Origin of the sequence: Metabacillus lacus (assembly GCF_009674805.1) — a bacterium.
GTDB lineage: Bacteria > Bacillota > Bacilli > Bacillales > Bacillaceae > Metabacillus_C > Metabacillus_C lacus.
This window is the reverse complement of sequence record NZ_WKKI01000003.1, coordinates 23,513-41,725: the sequence shown is the minus strand read 5'-3', so window position 1 is coordinate 41,725 and position 18,213 is coordinate 23,513. Positions and strand designations below refer to the sequence as shown.

Below are 18,213 nucleotides of genomic sequence, written 5' to 3'. Positions count from 1 at the left end.
ATAACAGGCTGGAGGGAGAGCTGTGAATGCAGCTTCCTCCCCCGCTTAGTTAGCAGCATTGCTGTGCAGCAGTGCTGAGCGAGCGTTCAATCGGGAGTAATTGAAAGCGTTTACTATTACTGCTAATGCAGCTTTGCAGCAAAGCGGAGAAAATCAAAAAGGGGCGGTCAAAATGGGGAGAACAGTGATTTTAAGCGGAGTGAGAACACCTTTTGGAAAATTTGGCGGAGCGCTCAGTACGTTAACTGCCGCGCAGCTCGGAGGAACAGCCATTAAAGAGGCTCTTTCAAGAGCAGGCGTTTCAGCGGATTCAGTGGATGAGGTGATTATGGGATCTGTACTGCAGGGAGGTCAGGGGCAGATTCCATCGCGCCAGGCTGCCAGATTCGCCGACATTCCCTGGGAGGTAAAAACAGAAACCATTAACAAAGTATGTGCATCAGGACTGCGCAGCGTCACGCTTGGCGACCAGATTATCAGGGCAGGCGACGAAGAAGTCATTGTAGCCGGAGGAATGGAGTCTATGTCTAACGCGCCTTATCTGCTTCCAAAAGCAAGATGGGGGCTGAGAATGGGTGACGGTGCTGTGAAGGATTTGATGGTGCATGACGGACTGACCTGCAGCTTTACAAACGTTCACATGGGTACCTACGGCAATGGCACTGCAAAAGAGCTGGATATTTCAAGGGAGGCACAGGATGAGTGGGCGCTGAGAAGCCATCAGCGGGCGGTAAAGGCTGTTGAGTCCGGTCTTTTTCGAGATGAAATAACAGGTGTGGAGGTTCCGCAGCGGAAAGGAGATCCCATTGTGGTGACAGAAGATGAGGGTCCTCGAAAAGACACGTCCCTTGAACGCCTTTCAAAGCTGTCCCCTGTTTTTAACCATGATGGGACCATTACGGCAGGAAATGCACCCGGCATCAATGACGGCGCAGCTGCACTTGTCTTGATGAGTGAAGAACGTGCGGAGAAAGAAGGCCGCGAGCCGCTCGCTGTTATTCTTGGCCATGCTGCTGTCTCTGTGGAAGCAAAGGATTTTCCGAAAACACCAGGTCTTGTTATCAATGAACTGCTGAAGAAAACAGGAAAGTCTGCGGATGAAATTGATTTGTTTGAGATTAACGAAGCATTTGCTGCTGTTGCATTGGCAAGCAGCCAGATCTCGGGGCTGGATGCGGAAAAAGTGAATGTGAACGGAGGAGCTGTGGCGCTTGGTCATCCAATCGGGGCTAGTGGAGCAAGAATTATCATCACGCTCATACATGAATTAAAGCGCCAGGGCGGCGGAATTGGCATTGCGGCGATTTGCAGCGGCGGAGGACAGGGAGACGCCATCATGATTGAGGTAGGCAGCTAATCAAGCGGCAAAGGGGAGAAGAAAATGAGTATTGAAAACGTAATGGTCATTGGGGCAGGCCAGATGGGTTCAGGCATCGCCCAAGTATGTGCGCAGGCAGGCTATACAGTCGTGCTGCATGATTTGAAGCCAGAATTTACAGAGAGAGGTATGAGCGGCATCAGGAAAAACCTGCAGCGCCAGGTTGATAAGGGACGCATGGAAGACGGGGAAAAGGAGGACATTCTCGCACGCATGTCCTTGTCGACTGATCTTGAAAATGCAGCGAATGCAGACCTGGTCATTGAGGCTGCGGTTGAGAATATGGAAGTAAAGTCAGCGCTGTTTGCGGAGCTGGACAATATTGCACAGAAGAAAACCATTCTTGCGACAAATACATCTTCTCTGCCCATTACGGAAATTGCTGCAGCAACACAGCGGCCGCAAAAGGTGATCGGCATGCATTTTATGAACCCGGTTCCTGTCATGAAGCTTGTGGAAATCATCAGGGGGCTTGCGACAGAAGACAGTGTTTATAAGGCTGTAGAAGAAATGACGGAAAAGCTCGGCAAAGTTCCTGTGGAAGTAAATGATTTTCCGGGATTTGTATCTAACAGAATTCTGATGCCGATGATCAATGAAGCGATTTATACGGTGTATGAAGGAGTAGCAGCTCCCGAGGCGGTGGACGAGGTCATGAAGCTTGGGATGAATCATCCAATGGGACCGCTGACACTTGCAGATTTTATCGGACTGGATACCTGCCTGTACATCATGGAAACACTGCACGATGGCTTTGGGGATGACAAGTACCGGCCCTGCCCGCTGTTAAGAAAATATGTGAAAGCCGGCTGGCTCGGAAAAAAATCAGGCAGGGGCTTTTACACATACGAAACCTGATCGGCAAAAGGCAGCAAAGGGGAGAGCGGCATGGATATTGTGTTCACTGAAGAACAGGAAATGATGAGAAAAATGGTGCGGGAGTTTGCTCAGGAGGAAATTGCCCCTTTTGTGGAACGGATGGAGCAGGGGGAGTTTCCAAGGGAGATACTTCGCAAAATGGGCGAACTGGGTTTAATGGGCATTCCTGTACCTGAAGAATACGGCGGATCCGGCATGGATTTTACATCTTATATTATCGCAATCAATGAATTGTCGAGAGTTAGTGCAACTGTAGGAGTAATCCTGTCGGTCCATACTTCTGTCGGAACCTATCCGATTCTGTATTTTGGAACAGAGGAGCAAAAGCAGAAATATGTTCCCAGACTGGCAGGGGGAGAGTATCTTGGCGCATTCTGCCTCACAGAGCCTGGTGCGGGATCTGATGCGGGAAGTTTGAAAACAAAGGCTGTGAAGGAGGGAGACTTCTACAGGCTGAACGGTTCCAAAGTCTTCATTACAAACGGGGGCGAGGCAGATACATATATTGTGTTCGCCTCTACAAATCCTGCAGAGGGATCAAAGGGAGTATCGGCCTTTATAGTGGAAAAAGAAACCCCGGGCTTCCTAATCGGAAAAGATGAGCATAAGATGGGCCTTCATGGATCAAGAACTGTTCAACTCTCCTTCGAAGACGCGCTTGTGCCAGCAGAAAATCTGCTTGGTAAGGAGGGGGAAGGCTTCAAAATTGCGATGGCAAATCTCGACTCGGGCAGGATTGGAATCGCAGCGCAATCGCTTGGAATCGCGGAAGCAGCCCTTCAGCATGCAGCGGCCTATGCCAGGGAGAGGCATCAGTTCGGAAAGCCGATAGCAGCTCAGCAGGGGATTGCATTCAAGCTCGCAGACATGGCGACAAATGTGGAAGCGGCGCGCCTCTTAACCTATCAGGCTGCTTTTTTGAGAAACAAAGGGGCCTCTTGCGGAAAGGAAGCTTCGATGGCAAAGCTGTTCTCTTCCAAAACGGCAATGGAAGTGTCAACAGAAGCCATTCAAGTTTACGGCGGCTACGGCTATACAAAGGATTATCCGGCAGAGCGCTTTTTCAGGGATGCGAAAGTTTGCGAGATTTATGAGGGAACGAGTGAAATTCAGCGAATCGTCATCAGCAAACATCTGGCTAAAATGAATTCTTAAACGGGGGATGGGACATGTATTTTAAATTATCAGAAGAACATGAAATGATTCGGAAAATGGTCCGCGATTTTGCAAAAAATGAAGTAGAGCCAACAGCAGCGGAGCGTGATGAAGAAGAGCGCTTTGATATGGACCTATTTAAAAAGATGGCGGAGCTTGGACTCACGGGTATTCCGTGGCCTGAAGAATACGGCGGAATCGGCAGCGACTATCTTGCCTATGTTATTGCTGTTGAAGAGCTGTCAAGAGTGTGCGCCTCAACCGGGGTGACGCTGTCAGCCCACACGTCGCTTGCAGGCTGGCCGGTGTACAAATTCGGGACTGAAGAGCAAAAACAGACCTATTTAAGACCGATGGCGCAGGGCGAGAAAATCGGCGGCTACGGCCTTACCGAGCCTGGCTCCGGCTCTGATGCCGGGGGGATGAAAACCACTGCGAAACTTGACGGTGATTCCTACATTCTTAACGGTTCAAAGATCTTTATTACGAATGGCGGCATCGCTGATATTTACATCGTTTTTGCACTGACAGATCCAGAGAACAAACATAAAGGAACCAGCGCGTTCATAGTGGAAAGCAGCTTTCCAGGCTTCAGCGTGGGCAAAAAAGAAAGCAAGCTGGGCATTCGGTCATCTCCTACCACTGAAATCATATTCGAAGACTGCAAAGTGCCGAAAGAGAACCTGCTTGGCAATGAGGGAGACGGATTCAAAATTGCCATGATGACCCTTGACGGCGGAAGAAACGGCATTGCTGCACAAGCTGTGGGCATTGCTCAGGGGGCGCTGGATGCTTCGGTGGATTACGCAAAAGAGCGGGTGCAGTTTGGAAAACCAATTGCCGCGCAGCAGGGCATCGGCTTTAAGCTTGCAGATATGGCAACAAGTGTGGAGGCGGCAAGGCTGCTGACTTATCAGGCGGCATGGCTGGAATCTGAAGGCCTTCCTTATGGAAAAGAATCAGCGATGTCGAAGCTGTTTGCGGGTGATGCCGCCATGAAGGTAACGACAGAGGCGGTACAGGTGTTTGGCGGATACGGCTATACAAAGGACTATCCTGTGGAACGCTACATGCGCGATGCAAAAATCACTCAAATTTATGAAGGCACCCAAGAGATTCAGAGGCTCGTCATTTCCAGGATGCTAACGAAATAAGATGGTTCAGCCTCTCAGGCTGCCCTCATAAAGTGGTGAAAAGACATGAGCAAAAGAGAAGTGCCGGCTTCTGTGAAAGATGAGCGGCTGATTCAAATGAGACGGGATCAGATGGTGAAGGGCGCGGTGAGTCTGTTCAAGCAAAAGGGCTTTCACCGGACAACAACAAGGGAAATTGCAAAAGCGGCAGGGTTCAGCATTGGAACGCTGTATGAATATATCCGTCAAAAGGAAGACGTCCTCTACCTTGTATGCGATACCATCTATGACGGAGTAAGAGAAAGGCTTGAAAGAGAACTCGACATGAAGCAGGGCTCTGTTGAATGCTTAAGACGGGCAATTGCCGATTATTTCAGAGTGGTGGATGAAATGCAGGATGAAGTGCTGGTCATGTATCAGGAGGCCAAGTCTCTTTCAAAAGATGCACTTCCGTATGTTCTGCAAAAAGAAATCGAGATGGTGGGCATGTTTGAAAAGGTAATCTTAAACTGTGTGAGGGCTGGGGAACTTCTGCTTCATGAACGGGAGCAGAAGATGCTTGCACACAATATCTTTGTTCAGGGCCAGATGTGGGCATTCAGAAGGTGGGCACTGCAGAATGTCTACTCTCTGGATGAGTATATAGAGCTTCAGACAGAGCTGATTTTAAGGGGAATGCTCAGGGAGAAATAATAGCTGCGGGGAAAGCGGCTGAACAAAAGGGGGAAGAGATATGCATGTATACCAGCCGGTGAATCCGGTCAGGTTTGTAACGGCATCGAGCTTATTTGACGGACACGATGCTTCCATCAATATTATGAGAAGAATTCTTCAGGCAACGGGGGCGGAAGTAATTCACCTTGGCCACAACAGATCTGTTGAGGAAATAGTCAATGCTGCCATTCAGGAAGATGCCCAGGGAATTGCCATTTCATCCTATCAAGGCGGACATGTAGAGTTTTTTAAATATATGTGCGATCTTTTGAAGGAAAAAGGGGCGTCTCATATCCGTGTTTACGGCGGAGGCGGAGGCGTCATCATTCCCAAGGAAATAAAAGAGCTTCATGAATACGGCATAGCCAGAATTTTTTCTCCGGAAGACGGGCGCAAGCTGGGGCTTCAGGGCATGATTAACCTGATGATAGAGGAATGCGACTTTTCCACAATCACCTCCCTTGAAAAAGAGGTTGAAGAGCTTCAAAAGGGTGAGGTGAGGGCTGTTGCAAAGCTGATCACTGCTGCGGAAACGCAGGTGTCTGCGTCAAGGGAGACGGCAGCTGCAGCAGAAGAAGTGCTGGAAAAAATCAAATCCATTCATGTTGATGCCCCTGTACTGGGGATCACGGGGACAGGGGGCGCAGGGAAAAGCTCGCTCACAGATGAATTGATCCGCCGGTTTTTGAATGAAATTCCTCAAATAAAAATAGCGGTGCTGTCTGTCGATCCGACCAAACAGAAAACCGGCGGGGCGCTGCTCGGGGACAGAATTCGGATGAATGCCATCTTTCATCCCAACGTTTATATGAGAAGCCTTGCAACAAGGCAGTCCAGATCAGAGCTGTCGCTGGCAATAAAGGATGCCATTTCAGTTGTAAAAGCTGCCGGCTATGACCTGGTGATTGTCGAGACGAGCGGCATCGGGCAGGGAGACGCAGCTATCACTGAAATCTGCGATCTGTCTATGTATGTGATGACGAGCGAATTTGGTGCACCTACTCAGCTTGAAAAAATAGATATGATCGATTATGCAGATTTGATCGTGATCAATAAATTTGAGCGGAAGGGTTCAGAGGATGCAAGGCGACAGGTGCAAAAGCAATATCAGCGCAGCCATATGCTGTTTGAAAAGGATCTTGACGAGATGCCTGTTTACGGCACCATCGCAAGCCAGTTCAATGACCCCGGCACAAATACGCTGTTTCTGGCTCTGCTGAAAGTAATCAATCAAAAAGCTCAGAAAAACTGGGAATCTAAGTTGATAGGCGTCAAGAAAGTGGAAAAGCAAAATGTGATTATTCCGCCGGAGCGCCGCTACTACTTAAGAGAGCTTAGTGAAACGATCAGAAATTATCATAAGCAGTCAGAAATTCAGGCTTCACTGGCGAGAAGGCTGTTTCAGGTGGAAGGTGCCCTGGAATGCGCAGAGGAAAGCGGCAGCTCTGCTGAAGTGACAGAAACCTTGAGTAACATAAAAAAAGATCTGGAGGAACAACTGTCCAGAGAAAGTAGACAGATTCTTGCAAGCTGGCAGCAGACAAAGGAAAAATATGCAGGCGAGCAGTTTGTTACAAAAATCAGAGACAAAGAGCTTGTTACCAAGCTGAGAACAGTGTCATTATCGGGCATTTCCATTCCAAAGGTCATGCTTCCGAAATACAAGGACTATGGCGAGATACTTCAGTGGGTGTACAGAGAAAATCTGCCCGGCTATTATCCTTATACAGCAGGCGTATTTCCATTCAAGCGGGAAGGCGAGGATCCAAAGCGGCAGTTTGCAGGAGAGGGAACTCCAGACCGCACGAACAGGCGCTTTCATTATCTTTCCAAGGATGACTCGGCGAAGCGGCTGAGCACTGCTTTTGATTCTGTCACCCTTTATGGCGAAGATCCGGCGTACCGTCCTGATATTTACGGAAAAATCGGAGAGAGCGGTGTCAGCATCTGTACACTGGATGATATGAAAAAGCTTTACGCTGGATTTGATCTTTGTGCGCCGTCAACATCTGTATCAATGACCATTAACGGCCCTGCGCCGATCATGCTGGCAATGTTCATGAACACAGCCATTCAGCAGCAGGTTGATAAGCGGGAGGAAGAGCTTGGCAGGCAGCTGACAGAGGAAGAGTACGATCAAGTAAAAAGAACCACTCTCAGCACGGTAAGGGGAACGGTGCAGGCGGATATTTTGAAAGAAGATCAGGGGCAGAACACCTGTATCTTTTCAACAGAGTTTGCACTAAAGCTGATGGGCGACATTCAGGAATACTTTATCAATCAAAAAGTCAGAAACTATTATTCTGTCTCCATATCGGGATATCATATTGCGGAAGCCGGCGCGAACCCAATTTCGCAGCTTGCCTTTACTTTGGCAAATGGCTTCACGTATGTGGAATATTATTTGAGCCGGGGAATGAATATTGATGACTTTGCGCCAAATCTTTCATTTTTCTTTTCAAACGGGCTGGATCCTGAATATACCGTTATTGGAAGAGTGGCAAGAAGAATCTGGGCTGTTGTTATGCGTGAAAAGTACGGGGCAAATGAACGGAGCCAAAAGCTGAAGTACCATGTTCAAACGTCGGGACGTTCTTTGCACGCGCAGGAAATTGACTTTAACGATATCAGAACAACACTTCAGGCCCTGATGGCGCTGCATGACAACTGTAACTCGCTTCACACAAATGCATACGATGAGGCAATTACAACTCCGACGGAAGAATCTGTGCGCAGAGCAATGGCCATTCAAATGATTATCACAAAAGAACACGGTTTAACAAAAAATGAAAACCCGCTTCAAGGCTCTTTCATGATTGAAGAACTGACAGATCTTGTGGAGCAGGCAGTGCTGCAGGAATTTGACCGTATCAATGAGCGCGGCGGAGTGCTCGGTGCGATGGAAACGCAGTATCAGCGGGGCAAGATTCAGGAAGAATCCATGTACTATGAAATGAAAAAGCATTCCGGCGAGCTGCCGATTATAGGGGTCAACACGTACCTGAATCCGAATCCTCCTTCTGAGGATGCCATGGACAACATGGAGCTGGCTCGTGCCTCTAAAGAAGAAAAAGAGATGCAAATACAGCATTTAAAAGAATTTCAAGAGGAAAACAAGGAGAAATGCGAGCAGGCGCTGCAGTCCCTGCAGGAAGCAGCAATTTCAAACGAAAATCTCTTTGCGGAACTGATGGAAACCGTCAAATATGCGAGCCTCGGCCAAATCACAAAAGCGCTCTACACGGTAGGCGGTCAGTACAGAAGAAATATGTAGTTGCTTCGTTTTAAGAGCCACAGGGCTGCCGGTAACCCCGGCAGTTCTTTTTACTTAGGCAGACTGTTTGGCTTGCACACCCTGCCGCAATAGAGAGCATACCCAGTAATAAATAGACGTAAGTTTTCCGCTTAAGTAAAAAATATCGTGAAAAAAGCCCCTAATAGCCGGAGAAATTCCGGCTATCACCTCCAGAAAGCCTGAAATAGAGAGTTTTTGGGGGCATAGCCGGAAATGCTTCCCTTATTTTTTCTAAAAAGTGCTATTTTTTTCATGTAACCGGAAATGCTCCGTTTATTTTTTCCTTGGTTCATCAAGATACCACTGCCAGTCTATTTTTTCGAACCTTGCTGTTAAAGTGGAAGGTGGGCCAGCTGTGACAAGAGAGATTTCCGCCTGCATGCCCTGCGGATAGCCGAGCGCCCGAAAAGGACAACCCTGTATCGGCCGCCAAACTAAAAAAACTGTAAACAAAGCCCTATTTTCAAAGACTTTGTCTACAGCTCCCTTCACCCTGAAACCATTTCTGCCATTGTTTCGCAGATAAATTTGCAGACAGAGAAGACTATAAACATGAAATAGTGGTAATAAAGGAGTAGGCGGAAAAAATAGGTATCTCCTGTTAAAAGGAAGGAGCCTATAAAAACCGTTTGTGCGTGCACAGCAGAACAGCGGTGATAAGAGTTCCGATTACGGAAAGAAGGCAAAAGAAAGCAATGAGCTCCCTGTTTGGCGAGAAAAACAGGCTGGCGAGCGGCAAGGCCAGAAAAATAATGATCAGCAGAGGAAAACGGAAATAATCTGACAGAGAAAACAGTTCATTCAATGCGGCTTGAGTCCGTTTGTCTTTTAACTGTTTGATAGATACTCTCATGGACGGTAAGCCCCTTTATATAGAATTTCCCCACGGAAAGAAGGTTCTTACCTTAATTTATTCTAAAAAAGACAAATGTATACAGCGAAGGAGGAGGGAGTTTGCCGATGGAAGGGGATAGAAAAATAGAAATACTGCAGGCAGAGATGAATATTGACAACTGGCTTATTCAGCTGAGTAAAAGCCCCGTGGAACGGAAGGGTTTTCTGGAAACCGGAGGCATGCTTTCGCTGCCTGCACTGTCTGTGTTTGTGAAGAACGCGCCTCAGCAAAAAATAGACAGTCTGGTTTACGACAAGAAACTGTCTGTGCATGTGCTAAGCAGTTTTATGGATAATACCATTTCTTCTGACATGCTGAGCAGCACGGAAAAAATATTAAGATACAGCAGAAAAAAGAATATGGGCAGAGAACATGCTGCAAAAGAGATCATGTTATCACTTCTTCCTCAGCTCCATCCTTCGCTGAAAGAGCATTTTCATCAATGCACAGAGGAAATTTTTCAGAGAATTCACAGTGGGAAGCTTCCTTATCTGGTGTTCAAGCGGGTGTGCATCGACTTGATAAAATGGTCGCACAACCATCTGCAAATATGGGTGGAGGAAGCAGATTTTGATTTAAAGCAACTGCCTAAAATTATGTGGAGGGGCAAGGCTTCGCAAAGCGAGCAGTATTTTTTGCTGCTGCTGATGAAGTTCGGCTTTGATGTGGTCTGTTTCGGGCAGGATGAAGAGCTTGTGTTCACTGATGTGCCTCTCAGCTCAGAGTCCATGCAGATGCTTTCCTACCACCATCAAATCAGCGAGAGCAGCAAAAGCACTCCTGCCTCAGCTGCAGTGGAAGAGAAACGCACCGCAACTCCCGCCTACAGGGCCTCAAAGGAAATTGAAGAGCTGCTTTCTGAAAAAAACAGCCTGTACTACAGGCCGTGGCAGTTCAGAGAACATAGAACCAGTTCCCTCACCTTGAAAACGACATATGAAGAAATGTTTATGATTGGCAAACAGCCGGGGAGCATCCGCCCAGGCTTTCAGGCAGGAGAGGACTCTGTCAGGATACCGGTCTTGTTTTCAAAGGTGCTCGGCGTTTCAAAGAATAGGAGAAGGTACTGGAGAGCGGTACAGGAGCTCATGCAGCAGCCGCAGGCCTCCACCATCAAAAGCTTTCCTTTTACAAGAAAAACAAGCAGCATCAACCCCCTCCATTATTCAGCTTCACTGGCTGAGGACAGTACGGTGCTGGATCCTGAAAAAATGGTCCTTGGAGAGTGGTGGAAATACACCAGCCTGCCTAAAGGATTTCAGCTTGCGCTTGCTTCTGCCATTTCGCGTCATTGTGAACGTCCGAGACTGAAGCAGCTGAAGGACGAGACGCTTTTTGAGCTGCAGCTTTACCTGTTTCATCAGGCCCTGCAGATTCCGAAAGATATGTTGATTCTGCTTCAAAATTTTGATCTCCCGCATGACGTACCGAAATTAATTTTGTATCATAATGAAAACAACGGCTATCTCACCCGGTCGGATGCTGCCCTGCTGCTGCTGTTAAATGAGTTTGGCATAGATCTGATTCTGTTCAACCCGCCTGGCCGGCTCGACCTTGAAAAGTATATTGAAGAACAATATTTCGACAATCACTGGCTTGAGGAGATGAGCTATGGCGAAGGCTTTCGCGAGCCGTCAGCAGTCAAGAGGCTTTTACGGAAATGGTTTTAGGAAAGCCTGCGGAAGGGCTGAACAGGGTGGATTCACGGAGCGGCAGGGTGTGAGAAGAAAAGGTCTGTGAGATATTTTGTTTTTGAACAGATTAATGTGGCATAAAGTGCCTGGAATTGTTTATAATGAATGGTATGACTGCATAAAGATCGTACATATGGGAAAATTTGCTGAAATCGATCTGTTTGTCTAGCAATCTTATTCATATGAGATCCAAATAGATGATTCACATAGAAAAGGAGTGCCTGAAATTGAGTTTAAAGCAATACTCACCAGAACAACTAAAAGAAATGGCAATGGTTGAAGTAGCATACGATCTGCTGAAGGACAATAACAAGCAGCCGATCCCATTTTCCGAGCTGGTAGACCGTATTTCCAGTTTGCTTGGTCTTTCCAAAGAGCAGGTTGCAGAAAAAATTGCACAATTTTATACTGATCTAAACATTGACGGCCGCTTTATCATCCTTCAGGAAAACAACTGGGGCCTTCGCAACTGGTACCCTTATGACCAGATGGAAGAAGAAGCACAGCCTGTGGCAAAAGCTAAGAAGAAAAAGAGCAAAAAAGCTGTTGATGATGAAGAGCTCGAGGACTTTGACGAAGTTGAAGAAGAAGATCTTGACTTTGATGACGATCTGGATGTATTTGAGGAAGACGATGCACTCGATGATGATGACCTTGTAGAAGATGATGAAGATGAAGATGAGGACATCGACGAAGATCTTGAAATTGAAGATGAAGATTACGATATCGAAGACGAAGAAGATGATGAAGAAGAAGTGGAAGAAGACGAGGAAGAGGAATTATAATTCTCCTTGACTTTCTGTGCCGAAATATGTAGTATTTTATTTGGGCTCTTAAAAAAGCAATTGTTCGTCTTATTATAAACAATAAGCTCCCTTTCAATGAAACTTTTGAAAGGGAGCTTTCTTATTTTTTCCGGAGTTAACCAGGAATCGGGCAGCCGCTGTCCAGCAGTTCGCCGGGCAGGCATCGCTGCTGTATGATAGGGCGGTCTGCCTTACAACTTTCAGGCAGACGCTCTGGCATGTCTCAGTGACCGGCTGCAGCTGTACTGCGCATTTTCCGGAATGCAATCAAGCTTATTGTGTCTCTAAGATGCAATAGGCTTCTTATTTTGAGCAATGGAATCAGAGCAAAGGGCACTCTTTCCTGTGAAAGAGCAGGCCTTTCTTTGTTTCCCGGTCACCCATGACAAATGTTTTCATGTGCTTTGGCGCACATTAAGATTACGCAATTATATTAGAGGGGGAAGTATCAGTACATGACTAAGTATATTTTTGTAACAGGCGGAGTTGTTTCATCGTTAGGTAAAGGGATTACAGCAGCCTCTCTGGGGAGATTGTTAAAAAATCGCGGCCTGAATGTGACGATCCAAAAGTTTGACCCATACATTAACGTGGACCCGGGCACAATGAGCCCTTATCAGCATGGTGAAGTATTCGTAACAGATGACGGTGCTGAAACAGATTTGGATCTGGGGCACTATGAACGTTTTATTGATATTAACCTGAACAAATACAGCAATGTAACAACAGGGAAAATTTATTCCACAGTTCTTAGAAAAGAGCGCCGCGGAGATTATCTTGGCGGAACAGTTCAGGTCATTCCTCATATCACAAATGAAATCAAAGAGCGTGTGTTCCGCGCAGGAAAAGAAACAAATGCCGATGTGGTCATCACTGAAATCGGCGGAACGGTAGGAGATATTGAATCTCTGCCTTTCCTTGAGGCAATCCGCCAAATCAAGAGCGACATTGGCCGGGACAATGTCATGTACATCCACTGTACACTCGTTCCTTATATTAAAGCTGCAGGAGAGATGAAAACAAAGCCGACTCAGCATAGTGTAAAAGAACTGAGAAGCCTTGGAATTCAGCCGAATGTCATTGTTGTTCGTACAGAAAGCCCGATTTCACAAGACATGAAAGACAAAATTGCACTATTTTGTGATATTGATACAAAAGCTGTAATTGAAGCACGCGATGCCGAAACGCTTTACTCTGTGCCTCTTGCACTGCAGGAACAGAATCTGGACAGCATTACATGCGAGCACCTGAAGCTGAACTGCCAGGAACCTGATATGGCGGAGTGGAAAGAGCTTGTCCAAAAGGTTACGAACCTCAGCAAAACAACCTCCATTGCCCTGGTAGGAAAATACGTTGAACTTCAGGATGCCTATATTTCCGTTGTAGAGGCAATGAAGCATGCAGGCTATGCCTTTGACGCAGACATCGACATAAAATGGGTGAACGCTGAAGAAGTGACAGCTGACAACGTAAACGAACTGCTCGGAGGAGTGGACGGCATTCTTGTGCCTGGCGGATTCGGCGACCGTGGTGTGGAAGGGAAAATTATCGCTACAAAATTTGCCCGCGAAAACAAAGTACCTTTCCTTGGCATCTGTCTTGGAATGCAGGTAGCATCCATTGAGTTTGCGAGAAATGTTCTCGGACTTGAAGGCGCCCACTCTGCAGAAATTGATGCGGGTACACCTTATCCGGTTATTGACCTTCTTCCGGAACAAAAGGATATTGAAGATCTTGGCGGAACCCTTCGCCTTGGCATTTATCCGTGCAAGCTTGACGAAAAATCAAAAGCATATGAAGCTTATGCAGATGAAGTCATCTATGAGCGTCACCGCCACCGCTATGAATTCAACAATGAATTCCGCCAGCAAATGGAAGATGCAGGCTTTATATTCTCAGGAACAAGCCCGAACGGCAGACTAGTGGAAATAATTGAACTCAAGGACCACCCATGGTTCGTTGCTTCACAATTTCACCCGGAATTCACTTCACGTCCAACAAGACCGCAGCCCTTGTTCCGTGAATTTATCCGCGCGTCTCTAGTGGTTTCTGAAAAAATGTAATTTATAAAGTGCAAAAGCCGGAGGAATTTCCCCGGCTTTTTATTTTTTTGGCTGTGTTAGTGGGTACATGCTGAGGACCCTGGTTGGGCAGTTTTTTCGATCGAGCTGGATACGTCTTTGATCATGCTGAGGACCCTGGTTGGGCAGTTTTTTCGATCAGGCTGGGTATGTCATTGATCATGCTGAGGACCCTGGTTGAACAGCCCGCCCTCCCGATCAATAGGCGTAACAATTCCGCTTATTGGGAAAATATCGTGAAAACAGCAGTGAATAGACGGAGATATTCCGTCTATGGCCTCCTAAACAGGGCAAATGAGGGTTTTTCAAGAGCTTAACCGGAAAAGCTACCCTTATTTAGCCCAAATAAAGGCTCATTTCTGTAAGTAAGCGGAAAAGCTCCGTTTATTTTTAGGCTGGGGACGCCAGTGACCCTGGTTGAGCTTAGCCCGCCCGATCAATAGGCGTAACAATTCCGCTTATTGGGGAAATATCGTGAAAAAAGCCCTGGATAGACGGAGATATTCCGTCTATGGCCTCCCAAACAAGGCCAAATGAGGGTTTTTCAAGAGCTTAACCGGAAAAGCTACCCTTATTTAGCCACAAAAAGGCTCATTTCTGAAAGTAAGCGGAAAAACTCCGTTTATTTTCAAGCTGGGTACACCATTGACCCTGGTTGAGCTAGCCCGCCCGATCAATAGGCGTAACAATTCCGCTTATTGTGAAAATATCATGAAAAAAGCCCTGGATAGACGGAGATATTCCGTCTATGGCCTCCAAAACAGGGCAAATGAGGGTTTTTCAAGAGCTTAACCGGAAAAGCTACCCTTATTTAGCCCAAAAAAAGGCTCATTTCTGTAAGTAAGCGGAAAAGCTCCGTTTATTTTCAAGCTGGGTACCCCATTGACCCTGGTTGAACAGCCCGCCCGATCAATAGGCGTAACAATTCCGCTTATTGGGAAAATACTGGGTACATCATTGATCCTGGTGGATTCCAAATTACAATTGGCGTGATAACCGATAGCAAGAACCCCCGGTTTGCTGAGTTCTCTGAGATAAAACCCGTATTTAATCCATATACTCCGCGAGCATCTCTTTCAAGGCAAAGCTCAATGCAAAATAAACATACAGCGATGTGATCAGCGCAGGGAAACCAAAGCGGGTGCCGTCTTCATCGGGGATCAGCGGCTTTTTCAGCTTAGAATCGATATGAATGTCAACAGCTGAACTCAACCCGGGTTCTTCAGATTTCACCAGAGCAGAAACGCCGACTACTGACGCTCCCTTGGCAGCAAGCTCCCCGGCGAGTTCAATTGCTTCAGAATCTGTGGAAAGGTGAGTAAAGAGCAATACTCTGTCGGCAGATGTGAGATCTGCCATACGGCCATCCTCCTGAAAGAGGGGCTTGGCTGCAACAAGCTTCTCATCACTCTGAGAAGCCTGGAGATACACGCCTTGAAGCTCTTTGAAGCCATGTATATAGATGGTGCCCTGGCTGACGGCAGCCTGAGCAAGAAGCCTGGCGCCGTCTTCTATTGAGTACTCTTCATTTCCCTGTATGGACTGAAGCTGCCCGGCCAATTGAGTTGTAAATATTTTCAGCATTTTTCAACACTCCCAAACATAATAGTTTCTTTATTATAAAGGGAAATGGCCCAGGAAGAAAATTGTCGATATTTAGAAGAAGGAGAATGAAGCATTAGCAAGAATACTTTCACGTGGGAATAACGGCCATTATAGATAGAAGAGGTGGAGCAATGAAAGATTTTAAAATATTAATTGTAGATGATCAGTACGGCATCCGCATCCTGTTAAATGAAGTTTTCCAAAAAGAAGGATATCAGACTTTTCAAGCGGCAAGCGGTATTCAGGCTCTTGAGATTTTGAATCAGCATTCGCCGGATCTAGTCCTATTGGATATGAAAATTCCTGGTATGGACGGTATTGAAATACTGAAAAGAATGAAGGTAGTGGATCAGGATATCAGGGTGATTATTATGACTGCCTACGGTGAGCTGGACATGATTCAGGAAGCGAAGGATCTAGGGGCGCTTACTCACTTTGCAAAGCCTTTTGACATTGATGAAATCAGGGAAGCTGTCAGAAAGTACCTGCCAATTAAGTCCTGAAAACTATCGGAATCTTACAACAAATGTCGATTTGTTGCCGATTTCCTAATAAATTGGTATTCTAAAAGGAGAGAAAAGCTGAACGAAGTACATCTATGTCACATAGTCGTAATTTGTTCTGGTCATGCTAAAAAAGATCGCTTTTCGAAGTTAGAAAATCCAGGTTACATAAGGAGGACATTTAGATGCCTTTAGTATCAATGACAGAAATGCTGAACAAAGCAAAAGATGAGGGTTATGCAGTTGGCCAGTTCAACTTGAACAACCTTGAGTTTACACAAGCAATCCTTCAAGCTGCCGAAGAGGAAAAATCTCCGGTTATTCTTGGAGTTTCCGAAGGTGCTGCACGTTATATGGGCGGCTTCAAAACTGTAGTATCCATGGTGAAAGGTCTTATGGAAGACTATGGCACAACTGTACCGGTTGCCATTCACCTTGACCACGGTTCAAGCTACGACAAATGTAAAGAAGCGATCGACGCAGGCTTCACATCTGTTATGATCGATGCTTCCCATCATCCGTTTGAAGAGAACATTGAAACAACTTCCCAAGTTGTAGAATATGCTCACTCCAAAGGTGTTTCTGTAGAAGCTGAGCTTGGAACTGTCGGAGGACAGGAAGATGACATCATCGCTGAAGGTGTTATCTATGCTGATCCAAAAGAGTGTGATGAGCTTGTAAAACGCACTGGCATTGACTGCCTTGCTCCTGCTCTTGGTTCTGTTCACGGTCCTTACAAAGGTGAACCAAACCTTGGCTTTAAAGAAATGGAAGAAATCGCAAACCTTACAGGTATGCCTCTTGTTCTTCACGGAGGAACTGGAATTCCTACAAAGGACATCCAAAGAGCTGTTTCTTTCGGAACTGCAAAAATCAACGTTAACACTGAAAACCAGATCGCTTCTGCAAAGGCTGTTCGCGAAGTGCTTGCTGAAAAGCCGGAAGAGTATGATCCACGTAAATATCTTGGACCTGCTCGCGATGCAATCAAAGCAACAGTAAGTGGAAAAATGCGTGAATTTGGTTCTTCTAACAAAGCATAAGATGTGGATAAGCTGCCGCCTCCTTTCTGGGTGAGGCGGTTTCCTTTGGATGTAATAGTAAGCGCAAACAAAACTAATTTTTCTGATTCTTAAGGAGCTGAAGAAGATGTTATTTTTCATTGATACTGCAAATCTGGATGAAATTAAGCAGGCCCAGGAACTTGGTGTTCTTGCTGGTGTCACGACGAATCCGAGCTTGGTAGCAAAAGAGAAGAATGTGCATTTTCATGACAGGCTTCGTGAGATTACAAGTATCGTAGAAGGATCAGTCAGCGCAGAAGTGATTTCACTTGAAGCCGAAGAGATGATACAAGAAGGAAAAGAACTTGCGGAAATTGCGTCTAATATTACTGTAAAGGTTCCTATGACACCAGATGGTTTGAAGGCTGTAAAAGCATTCAGTGATCTGGGCATTAAAACCAATGTTACTCTTATCTTTAATGCCAATCAGGCACTGCTTGCCGCCCGGGCTGGAGCCACTTATGTCTCCCCTTTCATTGGAAGGCTGGATGATATTGGCCAGGATGGGCTGGAACTCGTCTCCACAATAGCTGAAATATTCAGCGTTCACGGCATTGATACAGAAATTATTGCGGCATCTATCCGTCATCCTCAGCATGTGACGGAAGCAGCCATAAGGGGAGCGCATATTGCGACAGTGCCTTACTCTGTCATTTTGCAGCTCTTTAAGCATCCTCTGACTGACCAGGGAATTGAAAAGTTTTTAGCAGACTGGGAGAAACGGAAAGCATAATAGCTCCAAAAACCGATGATAATGGGCAAGCCGCAGTGCTTGCCTTTTGTGAGAGCAGGAGTAAAGGCACTAACCTGTTTTTTACTCCTGCTCAGTATAAAAATATCCAATTAACCTAGAATGGTTAGCAAGCAAGTGAGACCTCGAACTTCCACTCGCCCAATCCCGGCACTTCTGACCTCTTTTTCTTTGGCAAATACTGTTGCAGAGGATTTTGTGTTATACTTTCAGAAACTGTAAGTTGGAAATATGTCCTGCCGCTGGACAAGCCCAGAAGC

14 protein-coding genes are annotated in these 18,213 nt (G+C 46.3%); 12 read left to right on the top strand and 2 right to left on the bottom strand.

Annotated features, from left to right (window positions below; all coding sequences use genetic code 11):
- Nucleotides 1-172 precede the first annotated feature (172 nt).
- The 6 genes from GJU40_RS02870 to icmF are packed head-to-tail and all read left to right on the top strand — an operon-like array spanning nt 173 to nt 8,533.
- A complete protein-coding gene (locus GJU40_RS02870) occupies nt 173-1,357 on the top strand; it encodes an acetyl-CoA C-acetyltransferase (protein WP_154306401.1) in 1,185 nt (394 codons plus the stop codon).
- A gap of 24 nt (nt 1,358-1,381) precedes the next feature.
- Nucleotides 1,382-2,236 (top strand): 3-hydroxybutyryl-CoA dehydrogenase, encoded by an 855-nt coding sequence (locus tag GJU40_RS02865; protein ID WP_154306244.1) that lies wholly within the window; start codon nt 1,382-1,384, stop codon nt 2,234-2,236.
- Between the two features lie 30 nt (nt 2,237-2,266).
- Nucleotides 2,267-3,412 (top strand): acyl-CoA dehydrogenase, encoded by a 1,146-nt coding sequence (locus GJU40_RS02860; protein WP_154306243.1) that lies wholly within the window; start codon nt 2,267-2,269, stop codon nt 3,410-3,412.
- Nucleotides 3,413-3,426: 14 nt separating this feature from the next.
- A complete protein-coding gene (locus tag GJU40_RS02855) occupies nt 3,427-4,566 on the top strand; it encodes an acyl-CoA dehydrogenase (protein WP_154306242.1) in 1,140 nt (379 codons plus the stop codon).
- A 45-nt stretch (nt 4,567-4,611) separates the two neighbouring features.
- Nucleotides 4,612-5,238 carry a TetR/AcrR family transcriptional regulator gene (locus tag GJU40_RS02850; protein WP_154306241.1) on the top strand — a complete coding sequence of 209 codons (627 nt, stop codon included), beginning with the start codon at nt 4,612-4,614 and terminating at the stop codon, nt 5,236-5,238.
- A gap of 40 nt (nt 5,239-5,278) precedes the next feature.
- Nucleotides 5,279-8,533: a fused isobutyryl-CoA mutase/GTPase IcmF gene (gene icmF, locus GJU40_RS02845; protein ID WP_154306240.1), complete on the top strand. Its 3,255-nt coding sequence runs from the start codon at nt 5,279-5,281 to the stop codon at nt 8,531-8,533.
- Between the two features lie 637 nt (nt 8,534-9,170).
- Here icmF and GJU40_RS02840 read toward each other — a convergent pair.
- Nucleotides 9,171-9,407, bottom strand: a complete 237-nt coding sequence (locus tag GJU40_RS02840; RefSeq protein ID WP_154306239.1) for a hypothetical protein — start codon at nt 9,405-9,407, stop codon at nt 9,171-9,173.
- Nucleotides 9,408-9,514: 107 nt separating this feature from the next.
- Here GJU40_RS02840 and GJU40_RS02835 point away from each other — a divergent pair, with 107 nt between their 5' ends.
- The 3 genes from GJU40_RS02835 to pyrG all read left to right on the top strand — a co-directional run bounded on the left by GJU40_RS02835 (nt 9,515) and on the right by pyrG (nt 14,012).
- Nucleotides 9,515-11,119 (top strand): YceG family protein, encoded by a 1,605-nt coding sequence (locus tag GJU40_RS02835; protein WP_246188262.1) that lies wholly within the window; start codon nt 9,515-9,517, stop codon nt 11,117-11,119.
- 251 nt (nt 11,120-11,370) lie between these two features.
- Complete coding sequence (gene rpoE, locus GJU40_RS02830) at nt 11,371-11,928, top strand: DNA-directed RNA polymerase subunit delta (RefSeq protein ID WP_154306237.1); 558 nt, start codon at nt 11,371-11,373, stop codon at nt 11,926-11,928.
- Nucleotides 11,929-12,404: 476 nt separating this feature from the next.
- The gene (gene pyrG, locus GJU40_RS02825) at nt 12,405-14,012 is read left to right on the top strand and encodes a CTP synthase (protein WP_154306236.1); all 1,608 of its coding nucleotides are present in this window, start codon (nt 12,405-12,407) and stop codon (nt 14,010-14,012) included.
- Between the two features lie 1,065 nt (nt 14,013-15,077).
- Here pyrG and GJU40_RS02820 read toward each other — a convergent pair.
- Nucleotides 15,078-15,614 (bottom strand): DUF2529 domain-containing protein, encoded by a 537-nt coding sequence (locus GJU40_RS02820; RefSeq protein WP_154306235.1) that lies wholly within the window; start codon nt 15,612-15,614, stop codon nt 15,078-15,080.
- Nucleotides 15,615-15,766: 152 nt separating this feature from the next.
- Here GJU40_RS02820 and GJU40_RS02815 point away from each other — a divergent pair, with 152 nt between their 5' ends.
- The 3 genes from GJU40_RS02815 to fsa all read left to right on the top strand — a co-directional run bounded on the left by GJU40_RS02815 (nt 15,767) and on the right by fsa (nt 17,935).
- The gene (locus tag GJU40_RS02815; protein ID WP_154306234.1) at nt 15,767-16,138 is read left to right on the top strand and encodes a response regulator; all 372 of its coding nucleotides are present in this window, start codon (nt 15,767-15,769) and stop codon (nt 16,136-16,138) included.
- A gap of 185 nt (nt 16,139-16,323) precedes the next feature.
- Nucleotides 16,324-17,181, top strand: coding sequence for a class II fructose-bisphosphate aldolase (locus tag GJU40_RS02810; RefSeq protein WP_154306233.1), 858 nt, complete (start codon nt 16,324-16,326; stop codon nt 17,179-17,181).
- Nucleotides 17,182-17,287: 106 nt separating this feature from the next.
- Nucleotides 17,288-17,935: a fructose-6-phosphate aldolase gene (fsa, locus tag GJU40_RS02805; RefSeq protein WP_154306232.1), complete on the top strand. Its 648-nt coding sequence runs from the start codon at nt 17,288-17,290 to the stop codon at nt 17,933-17,935.
- Nucleotides 17,936-18,213: the final 278 nt, after the last annotated feature.